This is a genomic window from Pseudomonas sp. yb_5, from assembly GCF_043103865.1.
In the GTDB taxonomy this organism is placed as follows: Bacteria; Pseudomonadota; Gammaproteobacteria; order Pseudomonadales; family Pseudomonadaceae; genus Aquipseudomonas; species Aquipseudomonas putida_Y.
Map to the genome: position 1 here is coordinate 22,446 of NZ_JBICKE010000020.1, position 17,096 is coordinate 39,541.

Annotated in this window: 16 protein-coding genes; 3 read left to right on the plus strand and 13 right to left on the minus strand. The window is 61.2% G+C overall.

Going from position 1 to position 17,096, the window contains the following annotated elements; translation table 11 throughout:
* Positions 1–191: 191 nt before the first annotated feature.
* The 4 genes from ACF8GF_RS02625 to ACF8GF_RS02640 are packed head-to-tail and all read right to left on the minus strand — an operon-like array spanning position 192 to position 2,559.
* Positions 192–659: a DoxX family protein gene (locus ACF8GF_RS02625; protein ID WP_392487592.1), complete on the minus strand. Its 468-nt coding sequence runs from the start codon at positions 657–659 to the stop codon at positions 192–194.
* Positions 652–1,425 carry a DNA-binding domain-containing protein gene (locus tag ACF8GF_RS02630; protein WP_392487593.1) on the minus strand — a complete coding sequence of 258 codons (774 nt, stop codon included), beginning with the start codon at positions 1,423–1,425 and terminating at the stop codon, positions 652–654. The genes ACF8GF_RS02625 and ACF8GF_RS02630 overlap by 8 nt, the downstream gene beginning before the upstream one ends.
* Entirely contained in the window at positions 1,422–2,255 is an 834-nt protein-coding gene (locus ACF8GF_RS02635) for a DUF692 domain-containing protein (RefSeq protein ID WP_392487594.1), read from the minus strand. The genes ACF8GF_RS02630 and ACF8GF_RS02635 overlap by 4 nt, the downstream gene beginning before the upstream one ends.
* 16 nt (positions 2,256–2,271) lie before the next feature.
* Positions 2,272–2,559, minus strand: a complete 288-nt coding sequence (locus ACF8GF_RS02640) for a DUF2282 domain-containing protein (RefSeq protein ID WP_021781885.1) — start codon at positions 2,557–2,559, stop codon at positions 2,272–2,274.
* A gap of 224 nt (positions 2,560–2,783) precedes the next feature.
* On the opposite strand from ACF8GF_RS02640, the gene ACF8GF_RS02645 reads away from it, so the two are divergent.
* Positions 2,784–3,368: a sigma-70 family RNA polymerase sigma factor gene (locus ACF8GF_RS02645; RefSeq protein ID WP_176683715.1), complete on the plus strand. Its 585-nt coding sequence runs from the start codon at positions 2,784–2,786 to the stop codon at positions 3,366–3,368.
* Positions 3,358–3,999, plus strand: coding sequence for a DUF1109 domain-containing protein (locus ACF8GF_RS02650; RefSeq protein WP_392487595.1), 642 nt, complete (start codon positions 3,358–3,360; stop codon positions 3,997–3,999). Before ACF8GF_RS02645 ends, ACF8GF_RS02650 begins: the two co-directional genes overlap by 11 nt.
* 330 nt (positions 4,000–4,329) lie before the next feature.
* Here ACF8GF_RS02650 and ACF8GF_RS02655 read toward each other — a convergent pair whose 3' ends face one another.
* The 6 genes from ACF8GF_RS02655 to arcD (ACF8GF_RS02680) form a co-directional block, all read right to left on the minus strand.
* Complete coding sequence (locus tag ACF8GF_RS02655) at positions 4,330–5,838, minus strand: sigma-54-dependent transcriptional regulator (protein WP_021781889.1); 1,509 nt, start codon at positions 5,836–5,838, stop codon at positions 4,330–4,332.
* Between the two features lie 140 nt (positions 5,839–5,978).
* Positions 5,979–6,347, minus strand: coding sequence for a DUF5064 family protein (locus tag ACF8GF_RS02660; protein WP_176683713.1), 369 nt, complete (start codon positions 6,345–6,347; stop codon positions 5,979–5,981).
* A gap of 56 nt (positions 6,348–6,403) precedes the next feature.
* Entirely contained in the window at positions 6,404–7,333 is a 930-nt protein-coding gene (gene arcC / locus ACF8GF_RS02665; protein ID WP_392487596.1) for a carbamate kinase, read from the minus strand.
* 164 nt (positions 7,334–7,497) lie between these two features.
* Positions 7,498–8,508, minus strand: coding sequence for an ornithine carbamoyltransferase (locus ACF8GF_RS02670; RefSeq protein ID WP_003255074.1), 1,011 nt, complete (start codon positions 8,506–8,508; stop codon positions 7,498–7,500).
* 69 nt (positions 8,509–8,577) lie between these two features.
* Positions 8,578–9,831 (minus strand): arginine deiminase, encoded by a 1,254-nt coding sequence (gene arcA, locus ACF8GF_RS02675; RefSeq protein ID WP_021781892.1) that lies wholly within the window; start codon positions 9,829–9,831, stop codon positions 8,578–8,580.
* 33 nt (positions 9,832–9,864) lie between these two features.
* Positions 9,865–11,292, minus strand: coding sequence for an arginine-ornithine antiporter (gene arcD, locus ACF8GF_RS02680; RefSeq protein WP_176683711.1), 1,428 nt, complete (start codon positions 11,290–11,292; stop codon positions 9,865–9,867).
* A gap of 435 nt (positions 11,293–11,727) precedes the next feature.
* On the opposite strand from arcD (ACF8GF_RS02680), the gene arcD (ACF8GF_RS02685) reads away from it, so the two are divergent.
* Positions 11,728–13,155 carry an arginine-ornithine antiporter gene (arcD, locus tag ACF8GF_RS02685; RefSeq protein ID WP_021781894.1) on the plus strand — a complete coding sequence of 476 codons (1,428 nt, stop codon included), beginning with the start codon at positions 11,728–11,730 and terminating at the stop codon, positions 13,153–13,155.
* Here the strand turns inward: arcD (ACF8GF_RS02685) and ACF8GF_RS02690 are convergent.
* The 3 genes from ACF8GF_RS02690 to ACF8GF_RS02700 all read right to left on the minus strand — a co-directional run bounded on the left by ACF8GF_RS02690 (position 13,135) and on the right by ACF8GF_RS02700 (position 16,985).
* Positions 13,135–13,548: a YbaN family protein gene (locus ACF8GF_RS02690; protein WP_021781895.1), complete on the minus strand. Its 414-nt coding sequence runs from the start codon at positions 13,546–13,548 to the stop codon at positions 13,135–13,137. The two genes, arcD (ACF8GF_RS02685) and ACF8GF_RS02690, sit on opposite strands and share 21 nt — an antisense overlap.
* A 54-nt stretch (positions 13,549–13,602) precedes the next feature.
* Positions 13,603–14,196 (minus strand): biliverdin-producing heme oxygenase, encoded by a 594-nt coding sequence (locus tag ACF8GF_RS02695; protein WP_392461960.1) that lies wholly within the window; start codon positions 14,194–14,196, stop codon positions 13,603–13,605.
* 200 nt (positions 14,197–14,396) lie between these two features.
* Positions 14,397–16,985 carry a TonB-dependent receptor gene (locus tag ACF8GF_RS02700; RefSeq protein WP_176683708.1) on the minus strand — a complete coding sequence of 863 codons (2,589 nt, stop codon included), beginning with the start codon at positions 16,983–16,985 and terminating at the stop codon, positions 14,397–14,399.
* Positions 16,986–17,096: the final 111 nt, after the last annotated feature.

Sequence of the window (17,096 nt, forward strand, 5' to 3'; positions counted from 1 at the left end):
TACGTGAATATTGGGTAAATCCTTATCTTTTCTGTGGAATGATATCGTTACAGGTGCACATGGGAGGAAAAGGGTTTGAGCATCAAACCCTTGTGCACCCACGTCGAGACGGCACCGTATCGGTTTCGCTACGGTGTAGCGACAACGATACGGTTGATGCGTGAACAGGGCAGGTGCCCATTGGCCTTCGGTCATTTCATTTCCAGCAGATGATCCAGCGAAAACGCACCGGCGCCACGGGCGATCAGGAGCAGCAAGAGCCCTGCCCAAGTCAGGTGGGTGGGCCACGCATCGGGGTAGACGAACACTTCTATCACCAGGGTCATGCCCAGCAGTGCCAGCGCAGATAGCCTGGTCATCAGGCCGAGCACCAGCAATAGCGGGAACAAGTGCTCAGCGTAGGTTGCCAGGTGTGCTGCAAGCCAGGGCGAAAGGAGCGGCAGCGCGTACTCGGTGCGGAACAGCTCGTAGGTGCCGGGTGTGAGGGTGAGGAAACCTTCCACTTTGGTGCGCCCGGAAAGAAAGAATATCGAGGCGATCCCGAGCCGGGCGACCAGGCACAACAGGTCATCGCTCAACCGGCGCTCGATGCTCTGCGCAACGTGGTTCCAGGCGCGCCGCAGGCTGCTGGCCGGGGGTGTGAAATCGACACTAGCCATGGTGGTGTTCTCCTGTGAAGGCGAGTGGGCGAAAAGCCTGGGCTGTCATCAGGCGCCCGAGCATCTCGGTGAAGTCCAGGTCGGTTTCTGCGTGTCGTGCCAGGTCTGAGGCCTGCATCAGCGAGTGTCCGGCCGCACAGGCCTTGAGGAACGCATGGCCACCTTTCCCCAGCGGCTGATGGCATACGCCATCAGCGGTTCCGACAAACAGTACCCCTTCGCCCACCCATGGCTGGTCATGGGGCCAGGCAAGCTGTTCGCGGGCGCAGCGCCACAGGGTGTACACAGGATGCGCTTCGCACCAGTACCAACGGGCACTGGCACGGGGGGCCAAGCAACCGTGATCCAGATCGCTGGGGGTCATGCCTGCCAGCTCGACAAGGTTCAGGCACGTTTCGTTCGGCGCGCTGAAGGCTTCTGTCCAACGCAGGTCCAGGCGCGCGACATCCGCCAGATACGGCACAGCATGCTGTGACTGAATGTCTTCGAGGAAATCCGGAAAGGTTGCGCCGTAGCAGATCAGCCGGGGATCGCTGGGGGGAAATTGCCGCGCATAGACTGCCGCGGTCTCATCCATCCAGGCGCGCCCGACGAGTGTGCACACGCTCGGAAAGTTTGCGCGCAGCGCATCCACGCAGCCGGCCAGCACCGTGTTGCGATAAACCGCGAATGCCGCTTGTTCGGTCACTCCCGAAAGCTGGGGAGCAGGGCGGGAATAGAGTGCCTCGATGAATGCGTGCTGGAACTGACCAAGGGAAAGGTTCATGGCAATACACCTGGGCAAGTCATGATCGACTGTGCGATGGACCGTTCAGCAAGCAGTTCGGTGAACGGGGGAAGCTTGTCGTCACGTTCAATGAGTGTCGGGCGCGGGCCGACACGGGAAACCAGTTGGCGGTACAGCGCCCACACAGGCTCGGCCACCTGCGCATCATGAGAGTCGATCAACAGGTTGGCTTGGTCATCATCGCTGTGCCCGGCCAGGTGAATTTCTGTGATGGCTTGCGCTGGAAAGCGGTCCAGGTAGGCAGTTGCCGAGAACCCCAGATTGTGAGCACTCACATAGACGTTGTTGATGTCCAGCAGCAGGCCACAACCCGTGCGACGTGTCAGTTCGTCAAGAAAGTCGATCTCGTCCCAGTCATGGCCCTGCAGCTGCAGGTAATGACTGGGGTTTTCGATGGATATCCGCCGGCCCAATACCTCCTGGCATCGCTGGATGTTTTCAGCGATGCGCTGCAGGGCTTCGTTGCTGCGCGGGAATGGCAGAAGGTCTGGATGGTAGTGCCCCTGCCAGGTGGACCAGGCCAGGTGCTCTGATACAAGTACCGGTTCGATCTGATCGCACAGTGCGCGCAGACGCTGCAAGTGGTCCTGATCGGGGGCTGCGTCAGCCGCCAGCGAAAGTGCCACACCATGCAATGAGACCGGGTGCCGCTCTGCGATGCGGTTCAGCCAGGCAAGGCGAGGGCCACCGACCATGTAGTTCTCCGGGTGAACTTCAAACCAGAGCCCTTCGAGATCGCACGCCAGCGCCTGGTCGTAGTGCTCGGCCTTCAGGCTGACTCCGGCGCCCATTCGTGCGTCTGCGTTCATGGTCGGTTTCCCCTGATCAAGACTTGTGAGGTGTCAGCGAACCCATGCCGGCAGGTGTCTTGATCGAAGTGCAGGTGCCGGCGGGGACGTTTTTCCAGTGCATGCCGTCGTAGTCTTTCTTCGCACTGCCTGCGCAGCTGGTACCGGCGCCGGCCTTGCAATCGTTCTTTCCTGCCATGGCGACGCCGTAGCATTTTTCCATGGCAGCGCCACTGCCTGCGGGTTGCGTGCTGTCGGCCGCCATGGCAACGCCTGCAAGCGAGGCGAGAGCAAGTGCTGCAGTGGTGAGGGCGAGGGTTTTCATGGGTGAATCTCCTGAGAGTGTGGCCGTGGTCTTTACCGGCGGCTCATGGAGTAATTCGTGCCTCGCGTAAAAAGGGTTACAGCCTTGGGAGAATTTTTTTCAGGGCTTGTCTTCACAAGCTGATGTCGAGGCCAAGGGCATGGCATATTTGCAGCACCTGCGTGCCACACGCCGGGAGCGGATGAATCAAGTCAATTGTATTCAGGGTGTAACCCAGGCGGCCCATGCAGCGAACTAACTCACAGGATGAGCTCGAGGCTCGCGAGGCCCGGTTGAAAGCACTGTTGCTTCGAGGGCTGACAGGCGACCAGCTGGCCTATCAGGATTTTCTCGGCACGCTTGCGCTGCATGTACGTGCGTTTCTGCGCAGCCGTCTGAGCAGGCGGCCGGCCGAGATAGAGGACATGGTGCAGGATGTGCTGCTGGCAGTGCATAACGCGCGTCACACTTACCAGGCACAGCAGCCTTTGACGGCCTGGGTGCATGCGATCGCCCGTTACAAACTGGCGGATCATCTGCGAAGTGTTTCACGTCGCGAAGCCCGGCATGATGTTCTGGACGATGATGCGCAACTGTTTGCCATCTCGGAGGTTGAATCAGCCGAGGCCAGCCGAGACCTGACCAAGCTGCTCAAGCAACTGCCAGAGCGGCAACGACTGCCGATTGTTCATGTCAAGCTGGAGGGGTTGTCTGTCGAAGAGACGGCACAACTTACCGGGCTTTCCAGTTCAGCGGTGAAGGTTGGGATACATCGAGGTCTGAAAGCGCTATCCAGGCTGATTGGAGGAGCCCACAACCATGAAGACTGACGATTTGATTGCCTTGCTGGCCGCAGGCGAAGGGCCAGTGCCGCGCCACGCCGTTAGTAGGCGGATGGCAGTGGCTGTGCTGGGCGGGCTGACCGCAGCACTGCTGCTGACTATTACCCTTTACGGTGTACGCAGTGATATCACAGAGGTCGCACAAACCCCGCTGTTCTGGGGCAAAGTCGCCTTTCCATCCAGCTTGGCGTTGATCGGGCTGTGGTTGACGAGCCGCTTGGCCAGGCCAGGAGGGAATGGCGCTGCAGGCTGGACGATGCTTGGCTTGCCACTGCTGCTGGTCTGGTGCGGGGCGGCCATCAGTATCGCTGGGGCGCCTGTGGATGCGCGCGCCGACCTGTTGTTCGGGCGCACATGGCGTACCTGCGCACTGAATATCGCATTGCTGTCGGTGCCGGCCTTTGTCACCGTGTTCTGGGCGCTGAAAGGCCTGGCGCCCACCCGGTTACGGTTAGCGGGTGCTGCTGGTGGCCTGCTGGCGGGTTCGACTGCAACGGTGGTCTACTGCCTGCATTGTCCGGAAATGGGCGTACCGTTCTGGGGTGTCTGGTATGTCCTTGGCATGCTTGTTCCGACGGTGTTCGGTGCCTGGTGGGGGCCCCGCATGCTGCGTTGGTAGGCTGTACTGGCAGGCCCGACACAACTCAGAACGACTTTCTGATTGCCTGCCCTGTCACTCAAGGGACTTTTGAAATTGCTTAACCCGCAATGAACCAGGGTAATGCCAGGGTAGGCCCATCAGTGGGGCGAGCCCCAGTCTTGTTGCCTGGCCGATACCCACGGTGTTCTGAACCATTGGCAAACCCTTCACCAGTTCAAACATCGGGGGCTCTTAGTTCAGGGGGACATGTGAAATTACAATGTCACCCTTTTACGGAGAGCACACCAGTCAAATGCGGCTGAGCGGCCAGGAAAATTCCGATTCAATTACGGGTTTTGACCACAGCCGTCATGGTTTTCCGGGTATTCCATATTTACGCAGCCGCTGGGCAATAGCCGTGTGCGAAGTTTGCAAGCGTCCGGCCAGTTGCCGTGTTGACGGGTAGCTGGCATACAAGCGCTGCAACAGTTCGCGCTCGAAATTACCCACGGCCTGCTCGAGGCTGGCCACTTCGCCATCTTGCCCACGTGCCACCGAGGTGCCGGCGATGTCCAGGTCGCCGATATCCACCAGGTTACCCTCGCAGATGGCAGCAGCGCGGAAGATCACGTTCTGCAACTGGCGCACATTGCCCGGCCAAGGGTTGGCCAGCAGTGCCGAATGGGTGGATGGGGTCAGCCGGCAGGCTGGGCGCTGGATCTGTGTGCACGCCTGCTGCATGAAGAAGTGCGCCAGCATCAGGATGTCCTGGCCACGGTCGCGAAGCGGTGGTACCTCCAGGTTGAGCACGTTCAGACGGTAGAACAGGTCTTCGCGGAAACTGCCTTCGGCGACCATGCGTTCCAGGTCGCGGTGGGTGGCACTGATGATGCGCACATCCACCTTCACTTCGCGGTCGCCACCCACCCGGCGGAAGCTGCCATCGCTGAGAAAACGCAGCAACTTGGCCTGCAGGTAGGGTGACATTTCACCTATTTCATCGAGGAACACTGTGCCCTGGTTGGCCAGTTCCATCAGCCCAGGCTTGCCACCTCGTTGCGCGCCGGTAAAGGCCCCGGGTGCGTAGCCGAACAGTTCGCTTTCGGCCAGGCTCTCGGGCAGCGCGGCGCAGTTCAGGGCCAGGAACGGGGCCGCGTGGCGGCTGCTGACGGCATGGCAGGCGCGGGCTACCAGTTCTTTGCCGGTGCCGGTCTCGCCATGCACCAGCAGCGGCGCATCGAGCGCCGCCACGCGTAAGGCGCGGGCTTTGAGGGTGCGGATGGCCGGCGACTCGCCCAGCAAGGCATCGAAGCCCTCGGCGTGATCGTGATGCAGGGCCGACAGGCGTTCGCCCATGCGCGAGGGTGGGTACAGCGTCAGCAGGCCACCGGCGTTGGTGATCGGCATGGCGTCCAGCAGCAGGCTATGGCCGTTCAGCTGCATCTCGCGCATGGGCAGGTGGAAGTTGTTGTCCAGCAGCGCTTGCAGCAGTGCGGGGTCGCCAAACAGTTCACCCACCGAGCGCCCGGCAGATTCGCGACCGCACAGTTCGATCAGCGCCGGGTTGGCCAATAGCACCAGGCCTGCGCTGTCCACCGCCAGCACCGGGTCGCTCATGGCGGCCAGCAGGGCATCGAGTTGCAGGTGGCGGCGCTGGCCTGGGAGGATGTCGACCACGTCCACCGATTGCACGCCGTGTACTTCGAACAGCGCGTCGTGCAGTTCTTCGAGTACGGCGGGGCTCAGGGTAGGGGCGTCGATGTAGACGTTCGGCGGGACCATCTCCACGGCGTCCAGGTTGAGGTTGCGGGCACCGAGCAGGGCAAGGACTTCCTGGGTGATGCCGACGCGGTCGATGAAACTGACGTGGATGCGCATGGGATTCGGACAGTTGGCGATGGAGGCCGCCAGTATGCCCTGAGACGGGGGGCAGGCCCAAGGTTGGCGGTGGCGCATTCGCGGGCGCGCCCGCTCCCACAGGATTGCTGCTGTAGGGGCGGGCTTGCTCGCGAAAAGGGTCACTCCAGATGTTCAGGCTTGATCGGGTCGCCCGATTTCACATCGAGCTTTTCGCGAATGTCCGCAAACATATGGTCATAGAGCTTGTGCGGCGAACTCAGGGTCTCGAATTTCTTCGGCGGCGCCAGATACGACTGCGCCTTGCGGGTCAGTAGCATGAGGAAGCTGGGCAAGACCTGGTCCTTGGCGAGGAAGAACTTTTCTTCCACCGTCTTGCCTTCGATGCTGCCATGCATGTGGAATTGAATGCCTCTGCCTTCCTTGGGGTCCGACACGGCCTCGTACTCGATGTTCAGGTCATAGCTGTGGTCGGCGTGGTTCAGCGCAGTGCGCTCGATGTGTACATGACCGGAGTGATACTGGGCCATGGCTATCTCCTTTGGAAGGTTGAAAATGGCGGGCCGCGTAAGCCCGCCTGCTGCATTCAACGGTAGCTGATGCCCGGCTTCTCGGTGGAAACCCGAGTGCCGGCTTTGCCTTTGACGATGCCTTCGATGTTCTCCAGCGAACTGATCACCGCCACCTTGCCGGTGTTGCGGGCAAAGTCGCAGGCGGCCTGCACCTTCGGCCCCATGGAGCCGGCGGCAAACCCCAGCGTTTCCAACGCGTCCGGGTGGGCCTGGGCGATGGCCTTCTGCGTCGGTTTGCCCCAGTCAATGTAGGCTGCATCGACGTCGGTGGCGATAATCAGAAGGTCGGCTTCCAATTGCTCGGCCAGCAGCGCCGAGCACAGGTCTTTGTCGATCACCGCCTCGATGCCTTTGAGCTTGTGGTTTTCATCGTACAGGGTGGGGATGCCGCCACCGCCTGCGCAAATCACGATGCTGCTTTTTTCCAGCAGCCACTTGATCGGGCGAATTTCGAAGATGCGCTTGGGTTTCGGGCTGGCCACCACGCGGCGGTACTTGTCGCCGTCGGCCTTGACCACCCAGCCCTTTTCCTTGGCCAGGCGCTCGGCCTCTTCCTTGCTATAGACCGGGCCGATGAACTTGGTCGGATCCTTGAAGGCCGGGTCGTTGGCGTCCACTTCCACTTGGGTGAGCAAGGTGGCGAAGGGCACCTCGAAGGCCAGCAGGTTGCCCAGTTCCTGTTCGATCATGTAACCGATCATGCCCTCGGTTTCGGCGCCCAGCACGTCTAGCGGGTACGCTTCTTCAGGCTTGTACGACAGGGCCTGAAGCGACAGCAGACCCACTTGAGGGCCGTTGCCGTGGGCGATGACCAGTTCGTTGCCAGGGTGAATTTTGGCGATCTGTTCGGTGGCGGTGCGGATATTGGCGCGCTGGTTGTCAGCGGTCATGGGCTCGCCGCGACGTAGCAGGGCGTTGCCGCCCAATGCAACAACGATACGCATGTGGAATGTCCTTTAGCGAAAGAATGAATCGACTGTCGCTGCACGGAGGCTGCGGAGTTCGCTGTGGGAGCGGGCATGCCCGCGAAGAGGCCAGACCTGACATCATCGATGATGCGGCTGACGCCTTCGCGGGCACGCCCGCTCCCACAGGGACTGCGGGCTACTTATAGATCAGCCAGGGTCGATACCAGGATCGCCTTGATCGTGTGCATGCGGTTTTCCGCCTGCTCGAAGGCGATGCACGCTGGCGACTCGAACACGTCATCGGTCACTTCGATGCCGTTTGCCAGGTCCGGGTATTGTTCGGCGATCTGCTTGCCTACCTTGGTGTCGGAGTTGTGGAATGCCGGCAGGCAGTGCATGAACTTGGTCCGTGGGTTACCGGTGGACTTCATCAGTTCGGCATTCACCTGATAAGGCTTGAGCTGCTTGATGCGCTCACCCCAGGCTTCGATCGGCTCGCCCATCGATACCCACACGTCGGTATGGACAAAGTCGACCCCCTTGACCGCGGCTTTCGGGTCTTCGGTGAGGGTAATGCGTGCGCCGCTTTCTTCAGCGTACTGCTTGCAACGCTCGACCAAGTCGTCGTGTGGCCACAGTGCCTTGGGCGCGGCGATGCGCACATCCATGCCCAGCTTGGCGCCGATCAGCAGCAGCGAGTTGCCCATGTTGTTGCGGGCATCGCCCAGGTAGGCGTAGCTGATGTCGTGCAGCGGCTTGTCGCTGTGCTCACGCATGGTCAGCACGTCGGCGATCATCTGGGTCGGATGGTATTCGTCGGTCAGGCCGTTGAACACCGGGACGCCGGCGAACTTGGCCAGCTCTTCGACGATTTCCTGCTTGAAGCCACGGTACTCGATGGCGTCATACATGCGCCCGAGCACACGGGCGGTGTCCTTCATGCTTTCCTTGTGGCCGATCTGCGAAGAGTTGGGGTCGATGTAGGTGACGTTGGCGCCCTGGTCATAGGCCGCAACTTCGAAGGCGCAACGGGTACGGGTGGAGGTTTTTTCGAAGATCAGGGCAATGTTGTTGCCCTTCAGGTGCTGCTGCTCGGTGCCCGTGTACTTGGCCCGCTTGAGGTCGCGGGACAGGTCCAGCAGGTAGCGCAACTCACGGGTGGTGTGGTGTTCCAGGCTGAGCAAGTTGCGGTTGTGAATGTTGAACGCCATGACAGTTTCTCCTTGAGTTCGGTGATGTCCCGGCCGCCACTTCATGGGTGCGGCCGGGCGTGATGGTCGTTAGTAGTCGATCGGGTCGCGCACGATCGGGCAGGTCATGCAGTGGCCGCCGCCCCGGCCCCGGCCCAGTTCGCCGGCGCTGATGGTGATGACCTCGATGCCGGCCTTGCGCAGCAGGGTGTTGGTGTAGGTGTTGCGGTCGTAGCCAATGACTACGCCCGGCTCGATGGCCACCACGTTGTTACCGTCATCCCACTGTTCGCGCTCGGCGGCGAAGCTGTTGCCGCCGGTTTCGACCACGCGCAGCTGGACGCCCAGCTGCTCGCCCACCACTTCGATGAACGACTTGTTGATGCGGCGTACATCCATACCGTAAGGCTTGCTTTCGTCCGGGCGGATGATGAATGGCACAATCTCTTTCACCACTTCCGGGAAGACCGTGACCAGGTCGCGGTCGCAGAAGCTGAATACAGTGTCCAGGTGCATGGCGGCGCGAGATTTTGGCAGGCCGGCGACGATCACTTCCTTGACGGCGCCCTTGGCGAACAGGTTTTGCGCCAGTTGGCCGATGGCCTGGCGCGAGGTGCGCTCGCCCATGCCGATCAGCACGATGCCATTGCCGATCGGCATCACATCACCGCCTTCGAGCGTGGCATTGCCATGGTCCTTGTCCGGGTCGCCATACCACACCTGGAAGTCGGCCTCGGTGAACTCCTTGTGGAACTTGTAGATGGCGGTGGTCAACAGGGTTTCCTGGCGACGCGCCGGCCAGTACATCGGGTTCAGCGTCACGCCGCCGTAGATCCAGCAGGTGGTGTCGCGCGTGAACTGGGTGTTGGGCAGTGGTGGCAGGATGAAGCTGGAGTGGCCCAGGTAGTCGTTGTACATCTTCACGACTTCGGCGCCTTCGCTCTGCGGCAGGTCCTGACCTGCCACGCCGCCGATCAGGAACTCGGCCAGGTGGCGTGGCTCCAGGCCTTCGAGCCAGCTGCGCACTTCGTTGGTCAGGCCTACGCCGACGGTGTCAGGGGTGATCTTGCGGTCGAGGATCCACTTGAGCGCCTCTTTGTTCTGAACGATATCGGTCAGCAGGTTGTGCATCTCCAGCACATCCACGCCACGCTCGCGCATCTTGGTGACGAAGTCGAAATGGTCACGCTTGGCCTGGTCGACCCAGATCACATCGTCGAACAGCAGTTCGTCACAGTTGCTCGGTGTCAGGCGCTTGTGCGCCAGGCCCGGGGCGCAAACCATCACTTTGCGCAGTTTGCCGGCTTCGGAGTGGACACCGTACTTCTGTTTTTCAGCGGACATGGTTTCATTCCTCCAATTGATCGAAGACGTGGGTCAAAGGGTCAGGAAGCCGTCATACAGACCAAAGGCTGCCACCAGGGCGCCAATGACCACGGCTGCGAAGATCAGTTTTTCCACGTTGGTGAAGACCGGTTGGCCCACCTCACGCTTGGCCTTGGCGAACAGGATCGCGCCAGGTGCGTAGAGCAGGGCCGAGAGCAGCAGGTATTTCACGCCACCGGCGTACAGCAGCCAGACGGCGTACAGCAGGGCGATACCACCGATGAGCAGGTCCTTCTTGCGTTCGGCCAGGGCCTGTTCGTAGGTTTCGCTGCGCAATGCCAGCAGGAACGCATAGGCTGCCGACCACAGGTAGGGCACCAGGATCATCGAGGTGGCGAGGTAGATCAGAGACAGGTAGGTGCTGTTTGAGAACAGCGTGATGACCAGGAAGATCTGCACCATGGCGTTGGTCAGCCACAGGGCGTTGGCCGGTACCTGTTTGGCGTTCTCGCGGCGCAGGAACTCCGGCATGGTGTGGTCCTTGGCGGCGGCGAACATGATCTCGGCGCACAGCAGCACCCACGACAGCAGCGCCCCGAGCAGCGAGATGACCAGGCCGACGCTGATCAGCACCGCCCCCCAGTGGCCGACCACATGCTCCAGCACGGCAGCCATCGACGGGTTCTGCAGCTTGGCCAGTTCCGGTTGAGTCATGATGCCCAGCGACAGCACGTTGACCAACACCAGGAACAGCAGCACGGTCACGAAGCCGATCACCGTTGCCTTGCCCACGTCGGTGCGTTTTTCCGCCCGCGCCGAGAAGATGCTCGCGCCCTCGATGCCGATGAACACCCACACGGTGACCAGCATCATGTTGCGCACCTGGTTCATGACACTGCCAAGCTCTGGCGTGCCCACGGCCCAGATATCGGCGGTGAAGATGTCGAGCCTGAAGGCGAACAGGCAGATCAGGGCGAACAGCACCAGCGGCACCACTTTGGCCACCGTGGTGACCAGGTTGATGAAGGCCGCTTCCTTGATGCCGCGCAGTACCAGAAAGTGCACCGCCCACAACAGGATCGACGCGCCAATGATGGCGGCCGGGGTATTGCCTTCACCGAAAATCGGGAAGAAGTAGCCCAGGGTGCTGAACAGCAGCACGAAGTAGCCGACGTTGCCCAGCCAGGCACTGATCCAATAGCCCCAGGCCGAGGAAAAGCCCATGTAGTCGCCGAAGCCGGCCTTGGCATAGGCATACACCCCGCCATCCAGGTCAGGCTTGCGGTTGGCCAGGGTCTGGAACACGAAGGCCAGGGTCAGCATGCCGACCGCAGTGATCGCCCAGCCGATCAGCACGGCCCCGACCCCTGCGCTGGCGGCCATGTTTTGCGGCAGCGAGAAGATACCGCCGCCAATCATCGAGCCGACGACAAGTGCAACTAACGCGCCGAGCTTTAGTTTTCCGGATGAATCAGACATTTAACAACTCCTGCCAGGAGAAAGTTGACGACAGAATAGATCCGACGCCGCTGCCTTGAGCTGACTTGCGTCAGTTTAAGGCGCCGTAAAGGAAGGAAATTTCCTTCACGGGTGCTCCTGGAGAGTGCCGACAGCTTGGGCTGCAGGCCTTGAATGCTGGCACCTCCATGTCCTTCTAGAGCAAACGCTCTGTTCAGCCTGCGATGCTTGAAATTAGCCGCTTTTGTCGCTTTCGCAAATTTTTCACCAGAAATTCGAGTTTTATCAGTTTCTTTTCCAGTTGCCAGACTGCTGCTAGTTTTGAGAGAGCAGGTACATAGACAAAGCAGTTATTAGTGATAGAGGTTGAATGTACGGCTTCAGTATAAGTAACCATATTGATATAGCCCGCAAGGCTGTTTCAAACGCATGACAAGGTTTGAAAAAGGGAGGCTCATGAGCGAACCGGGACAGAAGCTGCGCCTGGGCGCGTTGATCGCGCTGGTGGTCGGGTCGATGATTGGCGGTGGTATCTTCTCGCTGCCGCAGAACATGGCCGCGCGTGCCGATGTGGGCGCCGTGCTGATCGGCTGGGCGATCACCGCGGTCGGCATGTTGGCCCTGGCCTTCGTGTTCCAGACCCTGGCCAACCGCAAGCCGGAACTGGACTCGGGGGTGTATGCCTACGCCAAGGCCGGCTTTGGTGAGTACATGGGCTTTTCCTCGGCCTGGGGCTACTGGATCAGCGCCTGGCTGGGCAACGTCGGTTATTTCGTGCTGCTGTTCAGCACGCTGGGCTTCTACTTCCCGGTGTTCGGCGAAGGCAACACACCCATCGCCATCGGTTGTGCCTCGCTGCTGTTGTGGTCGGTACATTTTCTGGTGTTGCGCGGCATCAAGGAGGCGGCCTTCATCAACCAGGTCACCACAGTGGCCAAGGTGGTGCCGTTGCTGATTTTCGTGGTGATCGCTGCATTTGCCTTCCGCGCCGATATCTTCACCCGGGATATCTGGGGTTTGAGCAACCCACAATTCGGCAGCGTGCTGGAGCAGGTGCGCAATATGATGCTGGTGACCGTATTCGTGTTCATCGGCATAGAAGGCGCAAGCGTGTATTCCGGGCGCGCTCAGCGTCGGTCAGACGTGGGCAAGGCCACGGTCATCGGTTTTCTGGGTGTGCTGGCGCTGCTGGTGTTGGTCAACGTGCTGTCGCTGGGCATCATGACCCAACCGGAACTGGCCGGGCTGCAGAACCCCTCACTGGCCTCGGTGCTGGAGCATATCGTCGGCCCCTGGGGCGCCTTGCTGATCAGCCTCGGCCTGGCGGTCTCGCTGCTTGGCGCATTGCTGTCTTGGGCGCTGCTGTGTGCCGAGATCCTTTACGCCACGGCGCGGGACAAGACCATGCCGCGCTTTCTGGCCAAGGAAAACGCCAACCATGTGCCGGCCAATGCCCTGTGGCTGACCAACTGCATGATTCAGGGTTTCCTGCTGATTACGCTGTTCTCGGCCGGTACGTACACCAGTCTGATCTACCTGGCCTCGTCGATGATCCTGGTACCCTATCTGTGGTCTGCGGCGTATGCCGTGCTGCTGGCGATGCGCGCAGAAACCTATGCCGGGCAGCCGAGGTTGCGGCGCAAGGACTTGTTGGTGGCGCTGGTTGCCCTGCTGTATGCCGTGTGGCTGCTGTATGCCGGCGGGCTCAAGTACCTGCTGCTTTCGGCGCTGCTGTACGCCCCCGGCGTCATCTTGTTCGCGAGGGCCAAGCATGAGCAGGGGCAGACGTTGTTCACGGCCTGGGAAAAGCTGATTTTCGCCGCCGTGCTGGTGGGTGCCGCGCTGGCGGCCTATGCCCTGTATTCAGGGCTGCTGAGCTTGTGACGGGGCAGGGCAGGCGTGCTCCGGGCGTGACCAGATCCACAGGTTGCCCAAGGTCATCCCGGCGATTGCCAGGAATACCGGCCAGTGGTGTTCCAGAAAGGTCAGCATCAGGCCCGCACACAGCAGCATGCTGATGGTTGCGCTGACCTTGGCCCGGCGCTGAATCACCTTGCCGTTGCGCCAGTTATGCAGAATTGGCCCGAACAGCCGGTGGTTCTCCAGCCATGCCGACAGGCGCGGTGAACTGCGCGTGGCGGCCCAGGCGGCCAGCAGGATGAACTCGGTGGTCGGCAAACCAGGAATCACAATGGCGACCAGGCCCACCCCGAGGCTCACGTAGGCCAGGATTCCATACAACAGGCGGGCGAGTTTCGAGCGGGCTGGTTGGGTCATGTTCTCACTGCATAAAACGGTTCGGCCACCGAAGGGGTGGCCGGCTACGGCGTATCAGACCAGCGCGGCATCCGCAGCGTAGGCGTGCTTGAGCAACTCGGTGAAACGCTCGAAGGCGGCCACTGCACCGCGTTCGGCAGCCGCTTCCTCTTCAGGCGAGAGCGCCAGGCCATCGAGGATGCGGGTGAACTGCTTCCAGCCTTCGGCACGACCACCGACGGGCTCGCCCAGGTGACGGGCACCGAAGCTGTCGGACAGTTCCAGGGCCACGGCACGCTTGATCAGAAACGCAGCGCCCAGTTTGGAGCCTTCGGAGACGAAGATCCAGCCCATTGCCTCGCCCAGGCTCGGCTTGCCCACGGCGCCCGGCACCGCCGTCGGTACTTCGGTGTCGAGGTCGGCGAGGTCCAGGCGGGCCTGGTCGGCACGGCAGCGCTCAGCCAGATCAGGGACGATGGCGATCAGTTGAGGGTCGTTGTACAGGGCCTGCAGTTCGGACTGGAACAGGTACTGGGCGACGACGAAGCGGGCGAAACTTTCGCGGCTGTCGAAAGGCGCGTGGGATTTGACCAGGGCATCCAGCTCGGCGTGCGGGGCGTGGGTGATCTGGTTCAGGCGCTGGGAGCGCAGGGCTGGGCGTTCGGTCATGGGGCAGTCCTTGGAAAGAGGGGTCTAGATACAAGACGAAGCAGCGAAAGCGGGACAGTAAAAAAAGCCGGTATTTGTGTTGCCAGTACCGGCCTCTTCGCGGGTAAACCCGCTCCTGCAGGAACATCACAGGTCCAAGACCTGTGTTGAACCTGTGGGCGCGGGCGTGCCCGCAAAGAGGCCGGTACAGACGTAACGCCTCAGATATCCCAAACCACATTGATACCGAAGTTGCGCCCCGGCATGGTCAGGCGGTCGATGTTGGCCGGCTGGGTCACAGCCGCCTCACCCTGGCCGTCGTAGCTGCGCACCGAATCCCACTGCCAGTATTTCTTGTCGGTCAGGTTGTACAGCCCTGCGTTGATGGTGACGTCGTCGGTGACCTTGTAGTAGCCGGTCAGGTCCAGCACACCGTAGCCCGGGGTGCGGAACTTCGAGGTGGAACCGTCAGGTGAATAGAAGGTACTGTCGTCGACACGGGTCTTGCGCTTGACCAGCGTCCAGCTCAGCAAGCCACCGTAGTGCTGCTGCTCGTAGCCCAGGCCGAATACGCCCTTGAGCGGGTTGACACTGTTCAACGGTTGACCGGTGTCATCGTTACGACCATAGGTGTAGGCAATCGAGCTTTGGGCATAGAGGCCCTGCGCTGCGCCGAAGTGGTCGAGGTTCAGGCGGCCCTTGAATTCGGCACCCTTGATGGTGGCGTGCTTGATGTTGTTGGCCTGGAAGGTCTGCTCCAGGTTGGCGCTTTGCACGGCATCTTCGTCGATGAAATCACGGTACTTGTTGTAGAACACTGCCACGTCGAAGTTGCCGGCGTCGAAGTTGCCACGCAGGCCGGTTTCATAGCTTTTGCTCTTTTCAGGCTCAAGGTCCGGGTTGCCCTCCACGCGGTAGCCTTGGTCCAGGTTCTGGAAGCGGCCATACATGGCTTTGGCGGTCGGAGTGCGGAAGCCTTCTGCATACTGGCCGTACCAGGTGTAGTTGTCGTTGAAGGCGTAGGTCAGGCCGAACTTGGGCGAGACGCGGTGCCACTTCTTGTCCGAATCATCCTGGGAGGCAGGCGCCGTACCGCTGGACTCCAGACCACGCAGGAATGCCTCGGTGAACTTGGGCTCCATACGGGTGTAGTCGTAGCGCGCGCCGGGCATGAAGGTCCAGTTGTTCCAGCGGATTTCATCCTGCGCGAACAGGCTGTAGGTATTCACGGTGGGGTCCGGGAAGTCGCTGACCAAGGCCTGTCCGTCACGCGCGCTGTCCTGTCCGATGGCGGTACAGGTACCACCGATGTTCAGGCAAGTGCCGGTGCCGCTCCGTGAACCCGTGACTTTTTCCTGTTTGAGTGTGGTGCCGTAGGTGAACAGGTGATCGGTTTGGCCGATGCTGAAGGCCTTGTCGAATTGGGCGTCGAATACCCACTGGCGATCCTTGTAGGTCGTCTGCCGGTCCCGAAACACTTGGCGTCCCGAGGCGACATACAGCTCATCGGTGCGTTGGTCGGTCTTCGCGATCTGGTAGTTGAGGCTCCATTTGACGTGATCTGCGACCACGCTATCGAGGTCGAATTCATGATTGAGACCGAAGCGTTCACGGGTGATCGTGTCGTTGCCTTGGCGCATGCGGTACGAGTTCATGCCACCGAAGCCCGGAATGAACGGCCCACCCACCGCGCTGAGGATGTTCTGGTCGCGGTCATCCTTGTAGCGCTCGTAGGTAAGCCCCAGGCGCGCGTCGTCGGCGTAGTTCCAGCCCAGCTTGGCCAGCACGTTGGTGGTGCGCACGTCCATCGGGTTGGCTTCGGTGCGCGACAGGCCGTCGCCACTGTGGCTGCCGTGGGTTTCGGTCTCGTGGCCGTTGCGCTGGCTCAGGTGCAGCAGGCCGTCGAAGTCACCCTGGCGGCCGGCGACGGTGGCGGAGGTCAGCCAGCTTTCGTCGGCCGAGCTGTAGCCGGTTTTCAGGCGTGCACCCACGTCTTTGCCGGGCTTGATGATGTCGTCCGGGTCGAGGGTGAAGTAGCTCACCGCACCGCCGATGGCGTTGCTGCCATACAACACCGAGGCCGGGCCGCGGAGGATTTCCACACGCTTGACGATTTCCGGGTCGACATAGTTGCGCTGGGTCTGGGCGTAGGGGCCGTAGAAGAAGCTGTCGGGGATCGACACGCCGTCGACTTGGGTGAGGATCCGCTCGCCGTCGATACCCCGGATGTTGTAGCCGTTCAGCCCGCTGCGTTGGCCGGTTCCGGATACCGACACCCCCGGCTCGTAGCGCACCAGATCCTGGATATTGTTCACGTTCTGCCGGTCCAGTTGCTCACGGGTCTGCACGCTGACAGTGCTCGGCACCTGGCTGACGTCCTGTGCGCTGCGGGTGGCGCTGACGGTCACCTGCTGCAGGGCGATCACGTTGCTTGCGGTTTGGCGCTCCAGTACCACATTGCCGTTGCTGATCTTGCGAAAACTCAGCCCGGTACCCCGCAACAGGCGCTTGAGGGCAGCATCTGGCGGCAGCGAACCCTGTACGCCTGGCGAAGCCACGCCGTCGGCCAGCTCGGCGCTGAAGCCGACCTGCCAGCCGGTGACCTGGCTGAAGGCGTTGATCGCCGACACCAGCGGTTGCTGGCCGATGCTGAAGCGGTAGTCGCCCATACGCGGGCTGCTGGCCTGTGCCGGCTCGGCGGCCAGCGCCGGCAGGCTGCAGGCACCGCTGGCGAGCAGGGCAAGGGTCAACAGGGACAATTGTCCTGTACGGCGGGGAAGGTTGGACGAGCGGGTAGGACCAGTGGACATCGGAAGCGCTCCCAGACGCGCGGGCTGTTATAGGTGATGGCTGTTCTCGTCTCTAAACAAGAATCAGTTGCATTGGCTATAACGAGACGGGCGGGCGAGTGCGATCGCGTA